Below are 21,652 nucleotides of genomic sequence, written 5' to 3'. Positions count from 1 at the left end.
GATTGATTTGGTAATGTATTAGCTAAGCTGACTATTCGACTAAGGATTCAAATAGACTAGCTTCTGAAGTAATAGTTGTGACTACAGTGTCAATTTGTGCCCTCCCCCCACATATAGTAAGGATGTGAGGAGGCGATGTGTATCGTATGAGTATGAATTATGTGAAGTACGGAGTAGATCCTGCACTAGTCGAGCGTGTGAAGCTGAAGTTGAAGGATAAAGATAAGAAGGAACGTGTCAAGGAAATACTTGATGGTGTAACGAAGGCTGATTTGCAGAATCGTCCCAAAACGACTAAGCTGCTTAGTCAAGTATCGAAGGTTCTAGGTGAGAATTTGACGAGTGAGCAGTCTAAAAGTATTGTCGATTTTATCATTGCACAAAAAATTGATCCAAATAATACACTTCATCTATTAAAGCTATGGGGCATGTTTAGATAAGGAGCTATCCTGAACTGAGCGATCTAATCGTTCAGTTTGGGAAGCTCCTTTTTCTATGTCTATGAGGCGATGGGGATAAGCGAAAAGATAAGGATAATCGGAAAGATGATGAAATGAGAAAAGTTGGTGATATACAGAAAAGTGATAAAATAAGGATATGTGATGAAATAAGGAGAAGTGGTGAATTGAGGAAAGAATGATGATAAAAGGATAGGTGACGAATTGAGGAAAGATGAAGATATAGGGATAGATGTCGAATTGATCGAAGAAGATGATATAAGGTTAGATGACGTAATGAGAAATATAATGTTCCCTAACCTGGCTGATACTTGAAGAGTTAATAGTTTTGAATGTATTCTGTACAACCAAAAGTTGGGTTTAGGGATGAAAATTGAGTTTGAATGCATTCTATACACTCTAATGCGCGGGTATGAGGAAAACATGGGGGAGATGGAGCGTTTGAATGCACGAAATACACGCTAATGTTTATTGTGATCATATTACACGGTTTTGGTTGCACAATATGCAGCCAAACGTTAATGTAGCTGTGGCGAATTTGGTAAAGGGAGTCTAATCTAGGGAGCTGAGTGAGTTAGTTGAGTAAATGGAATCCATGAAGGAAGGTGAGTGTAGTAAAGTTAGGTTAGTGTGAGGAGTTTGCGATCAGATGAATGTCGGAACGATAAAAAAAGAGTTCAAGGATTCAAATCCTCGGACTCTTTTTACTGTTAATCTTTGTGTGACCTTAGAGGTTATTGCTCTTTTTGTATTTTGCCAGGATTGTTGATTTTGTAAGGAATGGGGTGTTTCGTGAGCTTCTTGGCTACAATTTTACCTTCAAAGGTGATCTTGTCGCCGACTTCTAATTCGAATTTTTTGAGTGTGGCACTGTGGCTTGACCAGGCTAATCCAATTTCGGTTTCAGGATCTGTAATGGAGACAGCTTCGTAGATCACCACTTCATCGTCAGTATCGGAAAAATGATTCGGAACCGTAGTGAATTCTTGTACGATAGCGGTCATTTTGACTTTTTGTTCTGGAAGCTCAAGTTTAGGTGCTTTTTCATTGGTTGTTTTTGTTTTTGCTTTTGGTGATTCTTTGGGCTTGGATTCTACAACTACAGACTCCACTACAGAAGGAGTTTCTTGTGCTGTTTCAACAACTTGGTTCTCTGATTCCCCTGATTCTTCCGCTACCGCTGCAAGTTTTTGGCTGTAATTAGCAGCTTGCATTTCTTTGAGGTATGAAGGATGGATGCAATGCAGCTCTTTATTGTCGAATTCAATGACTGCGGTCACTTTATCCACATAGCCAACAATACTACAGGGTAGATTCATGCCGTTTCCTTTATAGAAGAACGCTTTGGATTTGGATGCTTTTCCTGATAGTAGACCCCATTCTTTACATTTTTCTATTTGGTCGTCCTCGGTTTCGAAGGCAACATATGTGTTTGGCTTGATGGTGAACGGATATAACATATCTTCTCCGCCTTTCTGTCTATATAGGAGTATCTTATCATTTTTGGGCATACTTTGAACAATCAACGACAATTAATGAGAATTCTTCTTATGAAACTTTTGAAATAGTACAACCGTATAGATAATTACTACTAGATAAATTGGAGTGATTTGATATGAATAATCGTGGATGCATGAAGTGTGGTTCTACAGACGCTGAACAAAAAGAAGTTGCTATGACGGGAACAGGATTATCCAAGATGTTTGATATTCAGCATAATCAGTTTGTTGTCGTCTCTTGTAGAAACTGCGGATACTCCGAATTTTATAATAAAAAATCATCGACAGGAAGCAATATTCTAGATATGTTCTTTGGTTAAGTAACAGTAGAGGCAGGCTATCAGATCGATAATCGATCGGTAGCCTGTTTTTCATATGGTTTTAGTAATGAGGGATATCTTAAAATGGGTTATGAAAATGACTTGCACTCCCTTATGAAATTGCATATACTAAAATCTGAATATATGAAATCGGAGGTACCCATTAGTCTAATGAAGTTATAATGCGAAATTCCCAAGTTTGTTGCTAATTGAAGTGACAGGTGGCGCTCTACGCGGAATGTGTGTAGTGCGAACGGAATTCGTATGTCTAATGGGGCTCATACAGCTTGATCGTGCATTCGTCTAGTAAAGGCGATGAAGCTATTGATTTTGTGTATTCACAAAGAACAAATACATCCGACTTATTAAGACGGTTATGCCGTTTTTTCGTAGCCGGTAAATTTAGTTCTTTATGTGAGCTATCCCCGCATATTCTGTTCGTCCTTACATACGAAGCCGTAGACACTTGTCTATGGTTTTTTTGTATTTTTTTCACATGAAAGGATGGGGATTCGGTATGACGATGTTAATTAAAGCAAGCGGACTCAGTAAGGAATGGAATGGTCGTCTTATTTTTGAAAAGGTTGATTTAGAGATAGTACAAGGGGAACGGATTGCTTTGTTTGGTCGCAATGGCGTTGGTAAGTCGACGTTATTTTATATACTTACGGGTCGGCTTGCCGCTGACGGCGGGACAATTGAGCGGAGATTACCTATAGATGATTGGGGCTGGATGGATCAGCAGCTGGATGTTCAGCCTGATATTCTAACGATTGATTATGTGCAATCAGATTGTGATGAGTTATGGAAAGTGGAGAAACGATTACGTCAGATGAAGCTCGAACCGGAGACTTGGTATATCCCTTTCGATAATTTGAGCGGTGGACAAAAAACACGAGCACAACTTGCGAGGCTAATGGTACGTGAGCCAAAGCTGCTGCTGCTCGATGAGCCGACGAATCATTTGGACGAGGAATCATTGTGCTGGTTAGAGTCTTGGGTCCGTACTTATCCTGGCACTGTATTGTTCGTGTCGCATGATCGTGCTTTTGTCGATGCTGTTGCTGATGGTATTTATGAGATAACATCAAGTGGAAGCCGAAAATTTAAGGGTGGCTATACAGCCTACCGAGAACAGAAGGAGCTTGACCGCCGGACGCAGGAAACATTGTATCGGAAGCAGGAGCAAGCTCGCAAAGAGCTTGAGGAATGTATTCGCAATTATCAGCAGTGGTTCGTGCAAGCGGAGAAAGCTGCCAGTAAAGCAGAAATTGGTGCAGCCAAGCCTTATTACAAAGCTAAAGCGAAGAAAAATATTTCCAGGTACCATGCTAAGGAACGTGAGCTTGAACGGCTGGAGGCGGAAAGTGTAGAGAAGCCGCGAGATACACCGCAGCTTAAGATGCAGCTGCAGGATAGTGAATTTGCTGCACGCACACTTATGCGGCTTGAATCAGTCAGATTCTCCTATGAGGGTGATGAGGGTAGCGATGAGTATAGAGACCGCAGCAATCGCTTGTTATTCAATCAGCTTCATCTAACAGTTGAGCGTGGGGATCGACTGGCAGTAATCGGTCCTAATGGAGTGGGCAAGTCAACGCTGCTACGTTTGATGCTGGGTGAGCTTACTCCGGCTGCGGGCCAAGTCAAAGCACATTCGCAGACGCGCATCGGGTATTTCTCCCAGGAGCTAGAGGGCTTGGATGGGGATGAAACCTTGCTCGACAGCTTGCTGTCGCTGCCTTCCATGACACAGACGCATGCACGCACGATACTCGGCTGTTTTCTGTTCTCGCGAGAAGACGTCTTTAAGCGAATCGAAGATCTTAGTATGGGAGAGAAATGCCGCGTCGCCTTCCTGAAGCTCTATTTTAGCGGAGCCAACTTACTTATATTGGACGAACCGACGAACTATTTTGATATCGATACGAGTGAACGAGTGGAGCATGCGCTGATGGAATACTCCGGTGCGCTTGTTGTCGTGTCGCATGACCGTTATCTTATCCGTAAGCTGGCGAATAAGCTTCTTATGCTAGATGGTTCATCACCATGCAAGTTATTTCAAGGAACCTTATCGGAGTGGGAGGAGCTGAAGCAAGATCAATACGCGAGCGGTGCGAAGAATCCTGCTTTGATCGATGAAGCTCGGCTACTCGAGATGCAAATTGTTCATTGGATGAACGCTAGTGCAGATTCTGCTGAAGAGCAGGCTGTGAATCTAGCTCGGATTCAAGCAATGCGCAAGCGGCTTGTTGAGATTCAAGTTGAGATGAATGCGGATTGATGGAAATAGGAAGCTGAAGGTATAGAAGAGTAAACGAAAAAAAGGCTTCTCATCCGTCATCGAACAGGAGGTGACGGATAAGAAGCCCTTTTACTTTTATTTAAGTGTGAAGACGCTTTTCTATCAAGTTGATAATTTGATTACATATCGGAAGCGGAACGTTTCCGTCATTGACTTACATCTGATTTAAAAAATTGTGGTAAATGATCCTTGTGAGCATCTTTTAGTTCTTGGAAACATTGCGAAGCAGCCTCGTAATCACCAACTAATGGATTCATTAGCAATGCGCGCATTGCGGCATTTTCATCGCCATTTACGGCTGCGGCTACTGTTTCCCGTTCATAGGCTTTGATCATGCGCATATAGTCGATGATATGTTGATTGTGAAATGAAGGCACTCGTATAGGTTTCGCGCCATCTTTACCTACAACAGCACATACTTCAACGGCATCGGTATTTTCCATAAAATCAAGCGCTCCATTATTCAGTACGTTGACGACATGAACTTCTTGTTTATCGTTATAGATGGCATCGACTAAGCTGATCGCTACTTCGGAGTAATTCGCACCTCCACGTGTGGAAAGAAGTTCTGGTTTGGTGTGTAATGCCGAATCCGAATAAATTTGAAGCAATTCTTCTTCAATTTGCATACACTTCTCACCGCGAGTTAACTCACTGTTCTTAAGTAGTTCGAACTTTTTACGATTGAAATAGTAGTACTCTAAATAAGAAGAAGGAATGGCGCCGACCATTTCAATCAATTCTGTACTAAAGCCACTTGAAGGGATATTCTTCATCGCTTCACTATTTAAGCCCATTTCCAGTGCAGTTTTTAGATAGTCCTGTCCATCTTGTTCAATGGATGTAATCCAGCTTAGATGATTGAGTCCAACATAAGTAAAGTTTGGATTGGGGAGTTCGAGTTTCTCGCGAATGCTTTTGAACATGTTGAACGGAACGTTACAGAGCCCAAGCATTTTAACATCTGAGTAATTGAGCAAAGCTTCAGTGATAATCCCTGCTGGGTTTGAGAAGTTGATCAGCCACGCATTAGGACATAGTTCTTTCATGCGCTCTGCGATGTGAAGCATCTCGGGAATTGTACGCATTGCTTTGAAGAATCCACCGATCCCGCAGGTTTCCTGACCGATTAAATCATATTTCAGCGGGATTTTTTCATCGAGGACTCTTGCAGGCAATTTGCCGACACGGATTTGCCCGAGCACAAAGTGAGCATCGCGAAGTGCTTCATCCAAATCTTGCGTCTTGATCACGCGACATGGAATTTGCGCAGCCTGGATCATCCGTTCACAAAGGTCACCAACGATTTGCAGTTTTCTTGAATCTATATCCATAAGTACGAGTTCAGTGATGGGTAATACATCTTTCCGTTTAATGATTCCTTCTATTAATTCCGGGGTGTATGTACTACCTGATCCAATGATTGCAATTTTCAAATGGTTACTCATCTTGAAAACCCTCCTTCTAGAATGTAAGTTACAAAATTAAACTTCGTTACACTAGCATTATAGCATTGAAATTCAGATGCAGACAATGTAAAATCAAAATTATAAATCATAATAAAATTATATTCTGAAATAAAATTTTAAAAAAGGACCTGTTTTCACAAAATCACTGGAAGGGGGAATCATTATGATTGTAACTTGGGACCCTTCGTATACTTCGTCCGTCATTTCACTGTGGAATGAAGAAGCTGTGAAGGATGGGTATAAAGAGTTAACAGAAGAGAGTTTTAACGGTATTTTTACATCGAATTCCTATTTTGATCAGGCGTGCACATTTGTACTGCTTGAAAATGATCAGGTAAAAGGTTTTGCTTGTGGTTGTACCGGTAAGGATCTACCACTTGGTGATGTGGCTGGGTATATCACTTGTATTGTGTTAGCTCATAATCATAAGACAGAAGTGAACTATCAGCGGATGCTAGAACAAATTGAAATGCGATTTAAAGCACTAGGAAAGAAACAAGCTGATGTTCTTTTCTTCAATCCGATGTTGTTACCTTGGTACATTCCAGATACACCTAAACATGAGCATAACAATGCGCCAGGTGTTCCAGTTGAAAGTCAGCTGTATTCTATTTTGCAAAATGAGGGATATTTTGAACGCGCGGTAGAATGTGCGATGTATTTAAACCTTGATCACTATACCATGTCTGATGAAATCAAAACGAAAGAGGACAAAGCGGCGCATGCAGGTTATACCGTTCAATTGTTCGATCCATCTCTACATGATGGTGTAAGTGAAATGCTAGATGGACTCAATAATCCGTTATGGCAAAAGGAAATCGGACAGTCTACAAGGGACGGTATCCCCGTTGTAGTGGCTGCGTATCAAGAAAAGGTTGTTGGCTTTGCGGGTCCGGTGATTCGACAAGATAATGGTCGTGGTTATTTCGCAGGTATTGGCGTACATCCGGAACATGAAGGGCATGGTCTTGGAAGCGTTTTATTTTTTAAATTGTGCGAGGCTTTTAAAAATATAGGTACCGGTTATATGTCTCTATATACAGGTAGTACGAATCCTGCGATTCGTATTTACGAGAAAGCAGGATTTACAACCGTCAAAAAATTTGCAATCATGAGGAAGGAGTTTTAATAATGAGCGAACAAAGGTTAACGATTCTAGCAATTGGTGGTCATGTCGGTGATATGGAGTTGACTGCAGGAGGTGTGCTTGCAAGTCATTCTTTAAAAGGAGATCGTATTGTAACGCTCGCACTTACTGCTGGGGAGCGCGGTGTACCTGCGGGTAGGGATATGGCGGAGTATCGTGAGCAGAAGGTCAATGAGGCAAAGGGTTTTGCTGAAATGTTAGGTGGAGAGTCCATCGTATTTGATGTTCCGGATGGAGAATTGCAAGATAGTGAAGAGATGCGCATGAAAGTGTGTGATGTGATTCGCGATTGTCGTCCGAATATCATCATTACGCATTTTAAGAACAGTATGCACAAAGACCATATGGCAACGCACCGCATTGTGAATGATGCTCGTTTTTTTGCGGGACTTGCATCCTTTCAAAGGGAGAAACCAGCTTTCTTCGCTTCCAGCCTGTATTATGCTGAGAATTGGGAAGATGCGGTTGATTACAAACCTTATATCTATGTAGATTTTTCCAAAGAAGCGTATGATTTATGGGTTAAAGCAGTGTCCTTGCACTGGTTCGTAACGGGTAGCAAATCTTTCCCTTATTTGGAGTATTACAAACATTTAGTTCGTGTACGCGGCATTGAGGCTAGAAAAGAATATGCAGAATCATTCATGATTCCAGAAGAAAGCAAACGAGTTCTGAAGTCTGAATTATAGAGACCGGAGGTAGGTACCATGATTCGAAATGGGATTGATTGTATTTTGCAATATAAGCATCTATTCAAGGGCAAACGAGTGGGGCTTATTACATCGCCAACGGGAATTAATAAAGATTTTGTCTCTACGATTCAAATTCTGCATGAAAATGTCCATCTAGCAGCGATGTTTTCACCTGAACACGGTGTGCGCGGTGATCAAGCAGCTGGAGCGCAGATTGAAACCTATAAAGACCCGTTTACAGGCGTACCCGTCTACAGCTTGTATCGCCAAGATTCAAAGCGTTTAAGCCAGGAAATGCTCGATGAAGTAGACGTTGTTGTTTATGATATCCAGGATGTGGGTGTTCGGTATTATACGTTCATTTATACAATGTTGTATGCGATTGAAGACTGTGCGAAGGCGGGCAAGGAATTTGTTGTTTTGGACCGCATAAATCCGCTAGATGGAGTCACTGTTGAGGGCAATATTTTGAAGCGGGATTATCAATCTTTTATTGGAAACTACCCACTCTGTGTTCGTTATGCCTTAACAGCTGGTGAAGTGGCCATGATGGCCAATGAGCAAATGAACTGGAATTGCGAATTGCATGTGGTGCGTTGTGAAGGTTGGGAGCGAGGTATGCTGTTTCCTGATACCGGTCGTTCATGGGTGATGCCATCGCTAGGGGTTCCTCGTTTTGATACAGCGCTGCTCTATCCGGGTACATGTTTATTTGAAGGTACGAATATGTCTGAAGGCAGGGGAACCACAGCTCCGTTTGAAATCATTGGGGCACCATTTATTGAAGCAGAGAAACTTGCAGATGAAATGAATGGAAAAAGATTGCCAGGTGTCATTTTCCGTCCTGTGTATTTTAAACCCACGTTTTCAAAATTTGAAGGCGAGCAGTGCAGTGGTGTGCAGATTCATATTCTCAATACGAAAGCGATTCAGCCGCTTGCTACAGGTATTGAATTACTGTTTACAATCAAACAAAATTATGAGCAATTTGCATTCTTACCACCTTATAAAGAAGGATCAAGACCATTTATTGATTTATTATGTGGAGATAAGTTGTACCGTGATGAATCGGTAGATATTGCGCAAATGCTAGAGCAATTCCGTCAAGAGAGTCTTGAGTTTTCTAAGATGAAGCAAGAATATCATTTATATTAAGGAGATGATCCTATATGGTTCATATGAGCTTGAGGCAGAAAATTGGTCAGCTCATCGTCACTGGATTTTCGGGTCAGGAATTAAGTGATGATTTACGTCGTTTGGTTCAAGACGATGGAGTTGGGAATGTTATCTTGTTCGCACATAATGTAGAGAATAGTGTTCAACTCAGAACATTATGTACAGAAATTCAGCAATGGATGATGGATGAAACAGGAATTCCTGCGTTAATATCCATCGATCAAGAAGGTGGACGGGTAACGCGATTGCCTGATGATGCAACGAATGTTCCAGGAGCGATGGCGATTGCAGCTACGGGGCAGCCGGAACTTGCCTATATCGCTGGTCAGTTGACAGCGAAAGAACTTCGTGAGCTAGGTATCCATTTTAATCTAGCACCAGTTCTCGATATTAATAGCAATCCGCAAAATCCTGTCATCAATGTACGTTCTTACGGCGATACAGCGGCAATAGTTGAAGAGTACGGTTTACAAATGTTAAGAGGGTTGATGAATGGTGGTATTCTCGCTGCTGTGAAGCACTTTCCAGGTCATGGTGATACATCTGTGGATTCTCATCTGGGGCTACCTGTTGTTCATAAGACTCTGGAAGAACTGATGGAAATGGAGTTACAACCTTTCATTCGTGCCATCGAACAAGGTGTGGAATGTATCATGAGTTCGCATATTCTCTTTCCAGCGATTGAACCTGAGAAGATTCCTGCGACGATGTCAAAGCGTATACTGACAAATTTGTTGAAGGAAAAGCTCAGGTTTGAAGGACTCATTGTTACAGATTGTCTTGAAATGAATGCAATTCAGGAACACTATGGAACAGCACAAGGAGCGCTTGCTGCCTTGAAAGCAGGTGCGCATTTATTGTGTATTAGTCATACGCCTGCACTTGTGCGCGAAGCGATGAATGTTATCGAACAAGCGGTACTCTCTGGTGAGCTGTCAATGCAGATTATTGATGATGCGCTTGCAAAGGTGCTTTATTATAAAGAAAAATATAAACCAGAATCCATGAGAGTAGATCTTCCAAGTGTGGGTTGTGAGATGCATCGCCGCGTTGCCGCGGATATACGTCAAAAGAGTATCAGTCTTGTACGTGGCAAGCTGCAACCTATTCAGCAGAATGACCCAAGTACCGTGATAATCGGATGCTACGCTTATCGCACGACATTAGCTTCGAGTGAAGAGCAACTTCGATTATCTTTTCCTGAAGCGATGGGGGAGGCATTTTCTGTACCGCATCTTATAACGGATATGAACCCTACGCAAGGGCATGTGGATGAAGTTATTGGGCAGGTGGCTAGCTACAAGCGAGTTGTTGCAGGGCTTTATAATGGTGTGATAAATACAGGTCAATTGCAACTTGTTGAACAACTATGCTTAGCGGGGCATCATGTAACAGTCGTATCTTTAGGAAGTCCATATGAATTGGAACGGATTGAGGGAGAGATCTGTGGAGTAGCTGCTTTTGAGTACACTTCGCTCATGTTTGATTCGCTCATACAAGTATTAAGCGGGGCAGTTGAGCCTTCAGGCAAATGGCGCATCAAGAACTGAAAAGGACGTGATTTCATGAGACGATTTGTCGCAGGGCTAGATGGTGGCGGCACCAAGACAGCGTTAACCGTCCTTGATGAGCAAGGAATTGTAGTACATACCGAGTCGTTTGGTGCAATCAATTTGAATGGACAGAATGAGAACAGTATCAAGCAAAGTATGCAAGAGATGATGGAGACCATCGCAAGGGTATGTGGAAGCATGGATTCATGTGCTCAAATCTGTATCGGTGCTGCAGGAGTCAGCAATCCAACGGTCGCGCATCGATTGGAAAGTTATGTTCGTGAAAGTAATTATCATAATGAATTGCTCATTGTCGGTGATCAAGAAACAGCACTTTATGGTGCGCAGGAACGTCTATACGGAATGATTCTTATCGCAGGAACAGGATCAATTTGTTATGGAAAAAACGAAGCAGGGGACGCACATCGCGCCGGTGGTTTTGGTTATTTGGTGGATGATGAAGGCAGTGGGTATAGCATTGGACGGGAGTTAATTACGGCAGTTCTTCGTGCACACGATGGCCGCTCTTCAAAGACGATCATCACGGAACTGATGTACGAGCAACTTCAGCTAACGAATGTTCATCAGTTGATTGGTTTTGTATATGATCAGCAGACGAATAAGAAAGATATTGCGGCGCTTGCACCCATCCTGTCTAAGGCAGTTGCTGTTCACGATGAAGCAGCCATTACGATTGTACACAAAAGTGCAAATGCATTGTATGAACTCGTTGTTCCTGTTGCAGAGCGATTATCTTTACAAAATGGGATATTGGCGTTAGCTGGAAGTGTTCTACTTAAAAATTTCGATGTACAGAAGGCGTTTATAGAGAAATTGAAGCAGAATTATTCGCATATGCGGTGGATTTTCCCAAAACAAGATGCGTCCTATGGAGCGGCACTGATGGCCTTAAACCGAATTCAATAAAATATCGGATAAAATATAAAAGGACATCGATACTTTTCTTTCTCAGAAAAGTTCGATGTCTTTTTGTTGTAATGAATTAGATTTGCGTATCGGTTAGGGGCTCTGCGGTAGCGGTTACGTTGAAATCCGTTTTCGCCAGCTCTTTACCATTTATTATTACGGATAGCCGATGTTTACCCGGATAATGCTTGCGGGTTGTCAAGTCCTTGAAATGATGGGTTCGCACGTAATTCCGCTCCACATTGTCGTAGTTGTGTTCTGTTACCTTGAATAGCTTTCTTGATGTCGTACCGTTCGCTTTGACAAAATCAATCGCGTATTCGACCCGTAGCTGCTGGGATACAGATGAGTTGGTCCGGATCGAAAAAGAAAAAATAAGATATTGGCCGATCGTCAGCGTCTCTTTGTCCAGCGACAAACCACTTACCGTCACATCCGGCGAAATCGCAAAACCGAATAAGGAAAGCACGTCTGGATCGCCTTTCCGAAGTAAACCACGACACCCGTGTTTGACAATCCAATCGGTCTGGAGATTCTCTCCATACCAATCGCGAGCAAGTTGTTTAATCTGTTCGGGATGATCCTTGGAGATATCGTTCAGATTATTAGCAACGCTTTTCTGCACATAAACGGATGAATCCCGCTTGAGTTGTTCCAATACGGGCATAATTGGCGAAGGATCAGCTTTGAATATGTCCAAGGCCATCGCCCAGGGCAATCGGGGACGGCAGCCCTCGCTGGCTAGCCGTCTGATGTGATGATCAGGATGGCTTGCCCACTGAAGCATCTGGCTCATCATTCTAACGGGATCTTGCACAATAAAAGGACGAACGGCTAACTCCGAACTGGAGAAGAGCGTGAACCGCTCCAGTGCTGGAATTGAATCCGTCCAATCGTCAAGTCCGTATACTTCTACAAAATCTGGAAAGAACAAGTATTCGACTCCTCTACACTCGGGAGCGATTTGGGTCAAAATCGATAATGCTCCGCGATATGACGCAGGCAGGGTCAGTCGCAAAGAAGCGCTAATATGCCGGATACGCTGTTTCAATTGTTCCTGTTCCCAGCGCTCATCGTAGATCAAGTTCAGAAACCTTGTTGAATCAAATGCCGGATACTTGAGTTTGACTATGGTTGTAAATCGATTGAAAAAATCCAGATTATATTTACCTGCAAATGTATCTACCATGTTCCATCTCCTTTCTTGCTGACAATCTACCATCTCCCTACATGCTTAGATTAGCCGGGATCAGATGCCGCTGAATGATCTCCCTCGAATCAATCATGGAAACAAAATTATGGAAAGCTGGTACGGACTTGAGTTGCTCTATAGCTGCTAATGCCGTGTCCATATCAGACCAGTAAATAATGTCCGTCCATTGGATCCCATTTGGTGTATGTAGCAATGTGCGCCCTTTAAACCCAGACATTCCAGTTTGCAGCACCTCGCTTAATGCAGCGGCCGCCTGGCAAAAAAGGAGCTTGTCCGTTCCTTCCTTCAACTCGAACAAAACAATTTCCATCACGTATTGTTGATTTTTCTGCTCCATCTTTTTATTCACTCCGTCCTCATATTTGAAGAATGCTTATACTTTAATCTGAATTGTATATCCGAATCCTCCTTGGTGTGTAAGCATTGACTTCGAGATTAAGCATACGGGATAATAGTGCCAAGTAATGGCACTATTAATTTTATTTTTAAAAATATGGAGGGAAACGGTCCATGCACAAAGCTCAGCGACTCATTCAACTTATAATGCTGGTCAATGAACGAAAGAAGTTTACGATACAGGAGATGGCCGACGAATGTGGTGTTTCACGTCGGACGATGATTCGCGATTTAATGGAGCTGAGTGAACTGGGTGTGCCGCTCTACTCCCAAGCAGGCCCCGGGGGCGGTTATAGCGTTCTACGGGAGAAGGTGCTGCCGCCCATCAGCTTTACTGAACATGAGGCAATTGCTTTGTTCTTTGCTTGTCAATCGTTACACAATTACAAGTCTCTTCCTTTCAAAAATGAAGTAGATGCCGCATTGCACAAGTTTTTTCATTACCTGTCGAGTGAGCTAAAGCAAAAGATCGAACGCATGCAACAGCGGCTTGTATTCTGGATACCTCCACATGAGATGGAAGTTCTTTTCTTGAAGGAGCTGCTCGAGGCTGCTTTGGAGCAGCGGGTCGTCACTATCCTATACGAAGCTTCTTCGCGCCGAGAAAGGATGATTCAACCACTCGGGTTATACACGATGAATGGGTTATGGTACTGCCAAGCTTACTGCTTCTTGGCAGGGGATTATCGAGTGTTTCGTGTGGATCGAGTGAAGGATTTCTCACACGAAGCCGACCAAAGTATGAAATTGAATACGACTGAGGAGCACATTCAGACTTGGATCATGCGAATGGATGAGAGCGATGTGCTGGAGCTTGAGGTGAATTTGACTCCGGAGGGTGTGAGACGATGCCGATCGGACTTATGGTTAACCCAGGGGATTGAGTTGTCTGAGGACGGCTCAGGCACGATTCGCACAAAGATGAACGCATCGTATACATCATGGGCAGTACACTTCTTCCTCGGCTTTGGCTTGGAGGCGAACGTGAAGCGTCCCCAAGTGGTGCGCGAACAAATACAAAGCAAGCTTAGGGAGCTAACCAGACAATACGAACATTAGGGGAAGTACATTCGATTCACTATATTATTTTGTCATTTATAATGCCCGCCGATTTTCTTCGAGCGGTCGCGTGCTTGACCGGCGCTGGTTAGTGAGACGGCGCGAAGGATGGCAGCATCACCGAATCGGTCCTTGATTCGGTCCATGGCCTGCTCGAGCGCAAGCTTACGCTGACGGTCGTCAAACAGCGTGAGCTGGTACGTGTCGTCAGCTTGGAGGTTGCTTAATGCGACCGCAACTTTGCGGACGGGAGCACCGTTCCAGTGGCGGCGAAATAGCTGGATCGCCGCTTCATAGACATCGCTGGTCAGATTCGTCGGATCAGCGAGCTTCATTTGCCGGAAGAAGCCAGTGGGGCGGTCGAAGTCCGCCCCTTGGCAGCCGACGGCAAGGGTGTGACCCATGTAGCCTGCGCTGCGGCTACGGCGGCAGACGAGCTCGGCCAGTTCCAAGAGGACAACATGGATGTCCTCGATGGTGGCATAATCGCGAGGGAGGGTCATTTGGTGGCCGATTGCTTTCTGGCCGACATGGGTGATCGATGACACGGGGGAGCTATCAATGCCGTTCGCGATCCGCCAGATCGCTTCGCCATTGACGCCCCAGCGTGCTCTTAGCTTGGCAAGCGGTGTGCGAGCAAGCTCGCCGATGGTGTAGATGCCCATACGGTACAGGTGCTGCGCCATCCTTGAGCCGATCAGGTACATCTTCTGGACAGGGAGTTTCCATAGCGTCTCTTCAATATCGGCTTTGGGCAGCGTATAGACGCCGCTCTCGTTCTTCTTGGCGAAGTTGTCGCAGGCCATCTTCGCAAGTACCTTGTTCTCGCTAATGCCAACGCGCGTATAGACGCCTGTCTCTTCCATGACCTTGCGCTGCATGTGCTGCGCAATCTCCTCCGGTGAGCCGAACAGATGCAAGGAGCCGGATACGTCGAGGAACTGCTCATCGATGGAGAACGGTTCAACAAGCGGCGTGAATGTCTCATAAATGCTTGTGATCTGCATTGATACCTTGATGTATTCACCCATCCGGGGCTGAATTACAACTGCATCCGGACATTTGCGCAGCGCTTCACCGAGGCGTTCGGCTGTTGTAACACCGAACTCCTTAGCAAGTGGACAGGCGGCTAGTATAATACCTGATCGCCTTGCCGGATCGCCAGCAACGACAAGGGGGCGGTCTTGGTATTCGGGATGTGCGGCTTTTTCTACACTCGCATAGAAGCTTTGACAATCTGCTAGCATGATGATTTTATTCGGACTGGTACTCATCGATTTTCTCCTTACTCCAACGCGGAAGAATGTGAATCTAAAGAACGTAGTCAGAGAACATTCATAATTATGTTGGGAAAAATATCTTTTTTATTTTATAATAGTTATAGTTTAGATAAAGGAGGTTCATTCATTATGTCTTCAGGCTTACTTACCGGAATGTTACATACACACTCTGGATCATGGGCTATTCTCGTCATTTTATTTGCTCTTAGCTTAATTATTAAAGGTCAAAAGATAACACCGATTTTGCTGAGGGTATTCTATTTGATTATGATCGCTTCAGGTATCACCATGCTTGTGGGATTGGATTTCCCAGCAGATCTGATCGTCAAGGGTATCCTGGCGCTAGTGCTAATGGGTCTGATGGAAATGACTCTAGGTCGTGCAAAGAAAGGCGGCAAGGGTCTGCCAGTTCTCATAGCGGCCGTGGTCATTGTCCTGCTTGTCGTTGTTCTGATGGGCTATGGTTTTATTCGTTTCTAAATATAGGACGAGTTCAAGGGGCTTCCTTTGCTGGTGAATACTGGCGGGGAAGTCCCTTTGCTTTGCTCAAATCGACCTGCATAAAACCGCTGAGCTTCCGCTCAATCTCTGGCTTAACAACTGTCCACAGCATCGAAAAATGATGATGGTACCCCCTGCACAAATAACGCACCTCCAAAGCTAGCTTGGTTCGCTTCTCTTCGTAAATTTTAATTCCTCGTTGCCGCATTTGCTGTCTTAGCTGCGTTAGTTCAACTGTGATTTCATCCTGAACACTTTGTAAGCAGGTGATGTAAACCGCGGGCAGCTTGAGCCCTACCATCGTTAATATAGCGATATCCCGTTCCAGAACATCCAGCAAAATAGGAAGAAGTACGTACATTTTCACCAGACTAGGCTCATCTGTTGTCTGCATAGGCGGAACTTTTATGGGAAAGCACTTCCTTTTATATCGAACATGTGTTCTTATTATATTCAGAATACCGAACATATATTCGTAATACAAGTGGAATTTTTTTGATGTGAAAGAAATTAAAATGAAGTGGACTTTTATCCAAATTTTGCATTAAAATGAATTGCAGGCCTGAAATGGTTTGTTTATCTTCGGTCTACCGGATACTTTCATCAGGTCTACGAGATCTACCCCGGTATATCGCTGTAGAGGAGGAAATCGGATGATGGCACAACCACAAGCGACAGAACAAGTTCGAGAAGGATCGAAGCCGCTGTCCTCTCTCGTTTTTACGCAATTTATAAGCGCGTTTGCGGATAATGTGAACTTTTTTATCATCATAGGGATTATTACAAGACAAGGAGTCGCGAATCCGGAAGGGTACGTGCTCAATATTCAAATGGGATTTCTGCTTGCATATGTCGTGCTAGCTCCATTAGTTGGCGCTTATGCGGATCGTAATGCCAAATCTAAGGTGCTCTTAATGGGTAATTTGCTCAAAAGTATCGGGATTACCATGCTCCTATTCGGTGTGAATCCAATTATTTGTTATGCTATGTTAGGAATTGGAGCGGTTGTCTATTCCCCAGCTAAGTATGGTATTCTAACGGAACTCACGAATTCGGAAAAAGGACTCTTGCGTGCGAACGCTATGGTCGAGGGAACGACGATTCTTGCGATTCTGCTAGGAACTGTTGCTGGCGGTATTCTGGCGGATATATCCGATACAGTTGGCGTTATAACTTGTCTAGTGGCTTATATCATTTCGTTATTATTTACACTTCTGATCCCGCGTAAACCGGGCGATTCACGAATTCGATACGGACAGTCGACGCTACAGTTCTTCAGTGATTTTAAGCGGCTCATTTCCAATCGGAAGGCTAGGTTCTCGCTAATCGGAACAGGTGCCTTCTGGCTAACAGCTTCCGTTCTTCGAATTGCATTGATCGCTTGGATTCCAGTCAGTCTTGGGATAACAAGCACAACGCAGCAGTCGATGATGATTGGAGCAACCGCTGTTGGGGTAGTGATTAGTTCTTTTATAACTTCGCAAATTATCCCTGTCGGTAAGCTCTATAGATCCTATATATTTGGATACGTGATGGTAGGGCTTGTGGTCGTATGTGCTTTCATGACGAGTGTGTGGATATCGGTGACGTTACTCTTGCTGATCGGTGTGGCAGGTGGGATTTTCTTAATTCCGCTCAATACGATGCTGCAGGAGGTCGGGAAGGATATTATTGGGTCTGGTAAAACGATTGCCATTCAGAATTTTGTGGAAAATAGCTTGACGGTATCGGGATTACTTATTTTCAAAGTGCTTGTTTCTAAGCTATCGATTCAAATTTCGGTCGTGTCGATTGGGATTATTCTGCTTTGTTTTATCATATTCCTGAGCATGCAGGTGGGTAAGGTGAAACTTTCCAGATAAGGAGATTCACACAAACTTATGATAAGATAAAGGGATCAGGTTGAAGTGTAAAGATGAAGTACAAGGATGAAATACAGGATGATGTGCGAAGTGGGGTGTTCCTATCATGTGTGGTAGATACACAATTACTGTTTCTTTGGAACAGTTGATGCTGCGGTTCTATATCGATGGAAGTAAAGCGCCTTATCATACGCCTCGTTATAATGTGGCTCCTTCCCAGAATGTGCCGGCCATTATTCATGATGGTCAGCATAACCGTTTAGGTGAGCTGCGATGGGGGCTTGTACCTTCCTGGGCAAAAGATGAGCGCACCTCCTTCCAGATGATTAATGCTAGAAGTGAGACACTGCTTGAGAAGCCTGCCTATCGTGTTCCTTTGCAGCGCAAACGCTGCTTAATTCCCGCAGATGGCTTCTACGAGTGGAAGAAATCGGGTAACAGTAAGCAGCCGATGCGAATGACCTTGAAGAATGGTGAACTGTTCGGGATGGCTGGTCTCTACGACACATGGATCAATCCCGCGGATGACAGTAAGCTTAGTACCTGCACGATTATCACAACAACACCGAATAAACTGCTTGCTGACATCCATGACAGGATGCCAGTTATTATAAGACCAGTAGATGAGTCGCTGTGGTTAAGTCGTGATGCTCAATCTGATCTAAGTGCACTATTAGGGCTTATGCGGCCCTATCCTGCCGATGAAATGCTCGCCTACCCTGTTTCAATGAAGGTTGGGAATGTACGTAATGATGATCCATCCTTGATCGAAGAGTTTGGGATGGGGACGTTATTTTGAATGGAATGGTTATGAAATATAGTTGAACGTTGTCTTCATCAAAGAGAACTGCAAGGAGATAGAGAATGAAGCTAATATCATGGAATGTTAACGGTCTGAGAGCATGTGTAAACAAAGGATTTAACGAATACTTCAAAGAGACTGATCCCGATATATTCTGTATTCAGGAATCGAAGCTGCAAGAGGGTCAAATTAACCTAGAGCTTGGCGAAGAATACATGCAGTACTGGAACTATGCACTTAAGAAGGGCTATTCTGGTACAGCTATTTTCACTAGAATCAAGCCGCTATCTGTGCGATATGGCATAGAAGAGGATCATGAGGATGAAGGGCGAATTATCACGTTAGAGTTCGATAAATTCTATCTTGTAAACGTCTATACACCTAATTCCAAACGTGATTTGGCAAGACTACCATATAGATTGGAATGGGAAGACCGCTTTAGAACCTACCTTCTGCAGCTTGATACCCTTAAGCCCGTTATTGTATGCGGAGACTTGAATGTGGCTCACCAAGAGATTGATCTTAAGAATCCTAAATCTAATGTGAATAACTCTGGATTCACACCTGAAGAAAGAGGCAAGATGAGTGAGCTGCTAGAAGCAGGATTCATTGATAGCTTCCGGCACCTCTACCCAGACCGCACAGATGCTTATTCCTGGTGGTCTTATATGCCCAAAGTAAGAGAGCGGAACGTAGGGTGGCGGATTGATTATTTTATCGTGTCTTCGAAACTGGAATCCGTATTAGTAGATGCGCAAATAGATTCTGCTATAATGGGTAGTGATCATTGTCCTGTTATACTAAATCTTGCAGATTTGGATAAGTAATGATAGAATTTATAGAACCTTATACAATAAATGACAAATAACGTTGCGTACCAAAAGCATTGGGACAGCCATCGAAATGATGGTTGTCTTTTTTTGTTTTTAAGAAATGAGTCTGAACAGTAGCCGTTTAAATCAAATAGAGATTACACCGAATGAAGACTAGATCCTTTAATCAACAGTGCTTCATTATGTGGAGGACTGAGATTATACAAAAAGTACGATTCCGAATTGGAGGACTGTTAATGGCAGGTTTTTTTGACAAGTTAAAGCAAGGTGCATCTAAAGTAACGGATAAGGCACAGCAGACGGTAGAAATCACACGAATATCAACACAGATTTCATTAAAGAAAAAAGAAATGGATAAGCGAATCACGCTCATAGGCGAGGCTGTATTTAATGCGTATTGTCAGGATACGCTGTTGCAGCAAGAGTCATTAATAGGGCAAATCTCTGAAGAAATTGTAATGATCCAGAACGAGATTCTTAGCCTAGAACTAAAGATCAAAGAAATCAAAAATGAGAAGAATTGTATGTGTGGCAAGGTAATGCCGCTCGAAAGCAAATTCTGTCCATCCTGTGGAAATAAGTTTGATGAGCCTACTACCTCTCTTGATGTGGATCCCTCTGAGCAAGAAAAGTTCGATCTGAGGTGCCCGTCTTGCCATGAGTATATGGAAAAAGATGCGAAGTTCTGTGGTAATTGTGGATACCAAGTAACACCATACGAAGGAGGAAACTAAATGCAAGCTTTTGCAGCTGTTCTGAGGGAATATCGTACATGGTTGACTTCTTTTCGAATCGTTAATATGCTTATGCCTTTTCATCTGTACATCCTGTTTGGGGGCATCGGGGCGCAGTTTTTATATCAAATATTGGCGAGGTTTTGGGTCTTTTACTCCATTATCAATACAATTGGCCACTATGCATTCTTCGCAGGCGTCTTTCTAACCTTAGCTTCTCACACGAATAAAAAGTATTTGCCTTATGCGTTATGGGCGCATGTGTTTGTTGTGTTATTCCCGTTCCGAAGTTTCTCTCTATACCAAGTCATTGAATCTGTCATTTATATTCTATTAGGTTACTGGTTTATGAAGTTTGAGGCTACAGACTCAGAGTAAAAAGTAAAACCATCTGGACTCTTTCAAGTGAGCTTGTACAGGCAATGTACTAGCTTCATTTGGGGGAGTTTTTGTGGTTTGTTCGTAGAAGTGCAATCGAAAGGTGAGAGAGAGGAACGTAGGGAGGAGACTTGGAGCGAAATGATCTCGAAGCTTATTTATTGCAGCTTATGGAAGCGGGAAATTCACATGACTATGTTAACCAAGCACTAAGTGCTTTGAAGTATTATTTGTGTGAGGTGCATGGCAGGGGAGAGTGGATTAGTCAGATTAAACGTCCCAAAAACAAAGTCATGAGCGAGTATTCGAATGGTTGTTTACCGGTGCGCAGCCATACTCACATCACCGAACGATCGGTTCAGAAGATTTTTGACAAAGCTCGCCTAGATGCTGGAATCCAAAAACATGTAAGCATTCACTCCCTTAGACATGCCTTCGCAACACATCTGCTCGAAGCGGGTACAGACTTACGCTATATCCAAGAACTCCTTGGTCACCAAAGCTCCAAGACAACTTAAGTCTATACCCATGTAAGCACCAAAAATATCGGCCGAATCCAAAGTCCCCTTGATGATATTACAAAATTTTAGTAGAAAAGGTTCGCATAATCAACTATTACAAAAGATCTATGGGAAACTCAATATCAATGCCAAAAGATCTTAGACATTTAGTTGACTCAATAAAAATGTCAAATGGATTAACTTCAGTCTTTATTGAAGTGTTAGCAATTAGTGGATCAATTCTGGCTGAAACAGATCGAGAAAAAGAAATAATAATATGGTTAGCTCAGCAAGATCAATCTGTAGTAGGCATTGGAACAGTTGGTTTTGATATTGACGACATGCCATGGACAACAAACAATTATGAAAKAGAGCAAGAGTTTATGATTCGAACTATTTCTTGCGCAATAGATGGCTTAGGTTGGGAACGATTAAGTTATGAACCACGCCAAGATTGGATTATTGGATGTTTAGAGCAGTTTAAGTTAATGATTAATGTCTTTGATATAGCTAGTATTAATATGAATAGCTACTTAGAATGGTCAGAG

At 43.2% G+C, this 21,652-nt stretch carries 23 protein-coding genes; 17 read left to right on the top strand and 6 right to left on the bottom strand.

The genetic code is table 11. The features are described from left to right. Positions 1-152 precede the first annotated feature (152 nt). Entirely contained in the window at positions 153-440 is a 288-nt protein-coding gene (locus AC1DOK_RS16870; RefSeq protein ID WP_477555606.1) for a stage VI sporulation protein F, read from the top strand. Positions 441-1,192: 752 nt separating this feature from the next. Here AC1DOK_RS16870 and AC1DOK_RS16865 read toward each other — a convergent pair. Further along, positions 1,193-1,918: a hypothetical protein gene (locus AC1DOK_RS16865; protein ID WP_477555605.1), complete on the bottom strand. Its 726-nt coding sequence runs from the start codon at positions 1,916-1,918 to the stop codon at positions 1,193-1,195. A 155-nt stretch (positions 1,919-2,073) separates the two neighbouring features. On the opposite strand from AC1DOK_RS16865, the gene AC1DOK_RS16860 reads away from it, so the two are divergent. Further along, complete coding sequence (locus AC1DOK_RS16860) at positions 2,074-2,277, top strand: zinc ribbon domain-containing protein (protein ID WP_477555474.1); 204 nt, start codon at positions 2,074-2,076, stop codon at positions 2,275-2,277. A gap of 517 nt (positions 2,278-2,794) precedes the next feature. After that, positions 2,795-4,561, top strand: coding sequence for a ribosomal protection-like ABC-F family protein (abc-f, locus tag AC1DOK_RS16855; RefSeq protein WP_477555473.1), 1,767 nt, complete (start codon positions 2,795-2,797; stop codon positions 4,559-4,561). Positions 4,562-4,728: 167 nt separating this feature from the next. On the opposite strand, the gene AC1DOK_RS16850 is transcribed toward abc-f, so the two are convergent. Next, positions 4,729-6,030 (bottom strand): 6-phospho-beta-glucosidase, encoded by a 1,302-nt coding sequence (locus AC1DOK_RS16850; RefSeq protein ID WP_477555472.1) that lies wholly within the window; start codon positions 6,028-6,030, stop codon positions 4,729-4,731. 184 nt (positions 6,031-6,214) lie between these two features. Here AC1DOK_RS16850 and AC1DOK_RS16845 point away from each other — a divergent pair, with 184 nt between their 5' ends. Genes AC1DOK_RS16845 through AC1DOK_RS16825 form a run of 5 tightly spaced genes read left to right on the top strand, consistent with a single transcriptional unit; the run spans position 6,215 to position 11,546 of the window. Beyond that, positions 6,215-7,180, top strand: coding sequence for a GNAT family N-acetyltransferase (locus tag AC1DOK_RS16845; RefSeq protein ID WP_477555471.1), 966 nt, complete (start codon positions 6,215-6,217; stop codon positions 7,178-7,180). 2 nt (positions 7,181-7,182) lie between these two features. Further along, positions 7,183-7,887 carry a PIG-L deacetylase family protein gene (locus AC1DOK_RS16840; protein WP_477555470.1) on the top strand — a complete coding sequence of 235 codons (705 nt, stop codon included), beginning with the start codon at positions 7,183-7,185 and terminating at the stop codon, positions 7,885-7,887. An 18-nt stretch (positions 7,888-7,905) separates the two neighbouring features. After that, positions 7,906-9,045, top strand: a complete 1,140-nt coding sequence (locus AC1DOK_RS16835; RefSeq protein ID WP_477555469.1) for an exo-beta-N-acetylmuramidase NamZ family protein — start codon at positions 7,906-7,908, stop codon at positions 9,043-9,045. Positions 9,046-9,059: 14 nt separating this feature from the next. After that, positions 9,060-10,616: a beta-N-acetylhexosaminidase gene (gene nagZ / locus AC1DOK_RS16830; RefSeq protein ID WP_477555468.1), complete on the top strand. Its 1,557-nt coding sequence runs from the start codon at positions 9,060-9,062 to the stop codon at positions 10,614-10,616. A gap of 15 nt (positions 10,617-10,631) precedes the next feature. Next, a complete protein-coding gene (locus AC1DOK_RS16825) occupies positions 10,632-11,546 on the top strand; it encodes an N-acetylglucosamine kinase (RefSeq protein ID WP_477555467.1) in 915 nt (304 codons plus the stop codon). Positions 11,547-11,622: 76 nt separating this feature from the next. On the opposite strand, the gene AC1DOK_RS16820 is transcribed toward AC1DOK_RS16825, so the two are convergent. Together AC1DOK_RS16820 and AC1DOK_RS16815 are read right to left on the bottom strand one after the other, a co-directional pair. Then, the gene (locus AC1DOK_RS16820; RefSeq protein ID WP_477555466.1) at positions 11,623-12,735 is read right to left on the bottom strand and encodes a DNA alkylation repair protein; all 1,113 of its coding nucleotides are present in this window, start codon (positions 12,733-12,735) and stop codon (positions 11,623-11,625) included. A gap of 37 nt (positions 12,736-12,772) precedes the next feature. Next, positions 12,773-13,069, bottom strand: coding sequence for a hypothetical protein (locus tag AC1DOK_RS16815; RefSeq protein WP_477555465.1), 297 nt, complete (start codon positions 13,067-13,069; stop codon positions 12,773-12,775). Between the two features lie 200 nt (positions 13,070-13,269). Between AC1DOK_RS16815 and AC1DOK_RS16810 the strand changes: the two genes are divergently transcribed. Further along, positions 13,270-14,214, top strand: a complete 945-nt coding sequence (locus AC1DOK_RS16810; protein WP_477555464.1) for a helix-turn-helix transcriptional regulator — start codon at positions 13,270-13,272, stop codon at positions 14,212-14,214. 32 nt (positions 14,215-14,246) lie between these two features. Here AC1DOK_RS16810 and AC1DOK_RS16805 read toward each other — a convergent pair whose 3' ends face one another. Further along, positions 14,247-15,488, bottom strand: coding sequence for a DNA polymerase IV (locus AC1DOK_RS16805; RefSeq protein WP_477555463.1), 1,242 nt, complete (start codon positions 15,486-15,488; stop codon positions 14,247-14,249). Positions 15,489-15,623: 135 nt separating this feature from the next. Here AC1DOK_RS16805 and AC1DOK_RS16800 point away from each other — a divergent pair, with 135 nt between their 5' ends. Next, positions 15,624-15,974 (top strand): DUF1516 family protein, encoded by a 351-nt coding sequence (locus AC1DOK_RS16800; protein WP_477555462.1) that lies wholly within the window; start codon positions 15,624-15,626, stop codon positions 15,972-15,974. A 13-nt stretch (positions 15,975-15,987) separates the two neighbouring features. Here AC1DOK_RS16800 and AC1DOK_RS16795 read toward each other — a convergent pair whose 3' ends face one another. Further along, positions 15,988-16,389, bottom strand: a complete 402-nt coding sequence (locus AC1DOK_RS16795) for a YhjD family protein (RefSeq protein ID WP_477555461.1) — start codon at positions 16,387-16,389, stop codon at positions 15,988-15,990. 259 nt (positions 16,390-16,648) lie between these two features. Here AC1DOK_RS16795 and lplT point away from each other — a divergent pair, with 259 nt between their 5' ends. The 7 genes from lplT to AC1DOK_RS16760 form a co-directional block, all read left to right on the top strand. Next, a complete protein-coding gene (gene lplT / locus AC1DOK_RS16790; RefSeq protein ID WP_477555460.1) occupies positions 16,649-17,857 on the top strand; it encodes a lysophospholipid transporter LplT in 1,209 nt (402 codons plus the stop codon). Between the two features lie 106 nt (positions 17,858-17,963). Next, positions 17,964-18,656: an SOS response-associated peptidase gene (locus AC1DOK_RS16785; protein ID WP_477555459.1), complete on the top strand. Its 693-nt coding sequence runs from the start codon at positions 17,964-17,966 to the stop codon at positions 18,654-18,656. Positions 18,657-18,721: 65 nt separating this feature from the next. Further along, complete coding sequence (locus AC1DOK_RS16780) at positions 18,722-19,486, top strand: exodeoxyribonuclease III (RefSeq protein WP_477555458.1); 765 nt, start codon at positions 18,722-18,724, stop codon at positions 19,484-19,486. A 242-nt stretch (positions 19,487-19,728) separates the two neighbouring features. Then, positions 19,729-20,226: a zinc ribbon domain-containing protein gene (locus tag AC1DOK_RS16775; RefSeq protein WP_477555457.1), complete on the top strand. Its 498-nt coding sequence runs from the start codon at positions 19,729-19,731 to the stop codon at positions 20,224-20,226. Continuing rightward, entirely contained in the window at positions 20,227-20,604 is a 378-nt protein-coding gene (locus tag AC1DOK_RS16770; protein ID WP_477555456.1) for a hypothetical protein, read from the top strand. A 131-nt stretch (positions 20,605-20,735) separates the two neighbouring features. Continuing rightward, on the top strand, positions 20,736-21,122 hold the full coding sequence (locus AC1DOK_RS16765) for a tyrosine-type recombinase/integrase (protein ID WP_477555455.1): 387 nt from the start codon (positions 20,736-20,738) through the stop codon (positions 21,120-21,122). 128 nt (positions 21,123-21,250) lie between these two features. Next, positions 21,251-21,652, top strand: a 402-nt coding sequence (locus tag AC1DOK_RS16760) for a hypothetical protein (RefSeq protein ID WP_477555454.1), incomplete at its 3' end; no start/stop codon positions are given.

The organism is Paenibacillus sp. P5_B5 (genome assembly GCF_056400365.1).
This window is presented reverse-complemented; position numbering and strand designations above follow the sequence as displayed.

Coding starts and splice junctions, on each gene's coding strand:
- AC1DOK_RS16870 (WP_477555606.1), top strand. CDS start 153: ATGAATTATGTGAAGTACGGAGTAGATCCTGCACTAGTCGAGCGTGTG.
- AC1DOK_RS16865 (WP_477555605.1), bottom strand. CDS start 1,918: ATGTTATATCCGTTCACCATCAAGCCAAACACATATGTTGCCTTCGAA.
- AC1DOK_RS16860 (WP_477555474.1), top strand. CDS start 2,074: ATGAATAATCGTGGATGCATGAAGTGTGGTTCTACAGACGCTGAACAA.
- abc-f (WP_477555473.1), top strand. CDS start 2,795: ATGACGATGTTAATTAAAGCAAGCGGACTCAGTAAGGAATGGAATGGT.
- AC1DOK_RS16850 (WP_477555472.1), bottom strand. CDS start 6,030: ATGAGTAACCATTTGAAAATTGCAATCATTGGATCAGGTAGTACATAC.
- AC1DOK_RS16845 (WP_477555471.1), top strand. CDS start 6,215: ATGATTGTAACTTGGGACCCTTCGTATACTTCGTCCGTCATTTCACTG.
- AC1DOK_RS16840 (WP_477555470.1), top strand. CDS start 7,183: ATGAGCGAACAAAGGTTAACGATTCTAGCAATTGGTGGTCATGTCGGT.
- AC1DOK_RS16835 (WP_477555469.1), top strand. CDS start 7,906: ATGATTCGAAATGGGATTGATTGTATTTTGCAATATAAGCATCTATTC.
- nagZ (WP_477555468.1), top strand. CDS start 9,060: ATGGTTCATATGAGCTTGAGGCAGAAAATTGGTCAGCTCATCGTCACT.
- AC1DOK_RS16825 (WP_477555467.1), top strand. CDS start 10,632: ATGAGACGATTTGTCGCAGGGCTAGATGGTGGCGGCACCAAGACAGCG.
- AC1DOK_RS16820 (WP_477555466.1), bottom strand. CDS start 12,735: ATGGTAGATACATTTGCAGGTAAATATAATCTGGATTTTTTCAATCGA.
- AC1DOK_RS16815 (WP_477555465.1), bottom strand. CDS start 13,069: ATGGAAATTGTTTTGTTCGAGTTGAAGGAAGGAACGGACAAGCTCCTT.
- AC1DOK_RS16810 (WP_477555464.1), top strand. CDS start 13,270: ATGCACAAAGCTCAGCGACTCATTCAACTTATAATGCTGGTCAATGAA.
- AC1DOK_RS16805 (WP_477555463.1), bottom strand. CDS start 15,488: ATGAGTACCAGTCCGAATAAAATCATCATGCTAGCAGATTGTCAAAGC.
- AC1DOK_RS16800 (WP_477555462.1), top strand. CDS start 15,624: ATGTCTTCAGGCTTACTTACCGGAATGTTACATACACACTCTGGATCA.
- AC1DOK_RS16795 (WP_477555461.1), bottom strand. CDS start 16,389: ATGCAGACAACAGATGAGCCTAGTCTGGTGAAAATGTACGTACTTCTT.
- lplT (WP_477555460.1), top strand. CDS start 16,649: ATGATGGCACAACCACAAGCGACAGAACAAGTTCGAGAAGGATCGAAG.
- AC1DOK_RS16785 (WP_477555459.1), top strand. CDS start 17,964: ATGTGTGGTAGATACACAATTACTGTTTCTTTGGAACAGTTGATGCTG.
- AC1DOK_RS16780 (WP_477555458.1), top strand. CDS start 18,722: ATGAAGCTAATATCATGGAATGTTAACGGTCTGAGAGCATGTGTAAAC.
- AC1DOK_RS16775 (WP_477555457.1), top strand. CDS start 19,729: ATGGCAGGTTTTTTTGACAAGTTAAAGCAAGGTGCATCTAAAGTAACG.
- AC1DOK_RS16770 (WP_477555456.1), top strand. CDS start 20,227: ATGCAAGCTTTTGCAGCTGTTCTGAGGGAATATCGTACATGGTTGACT.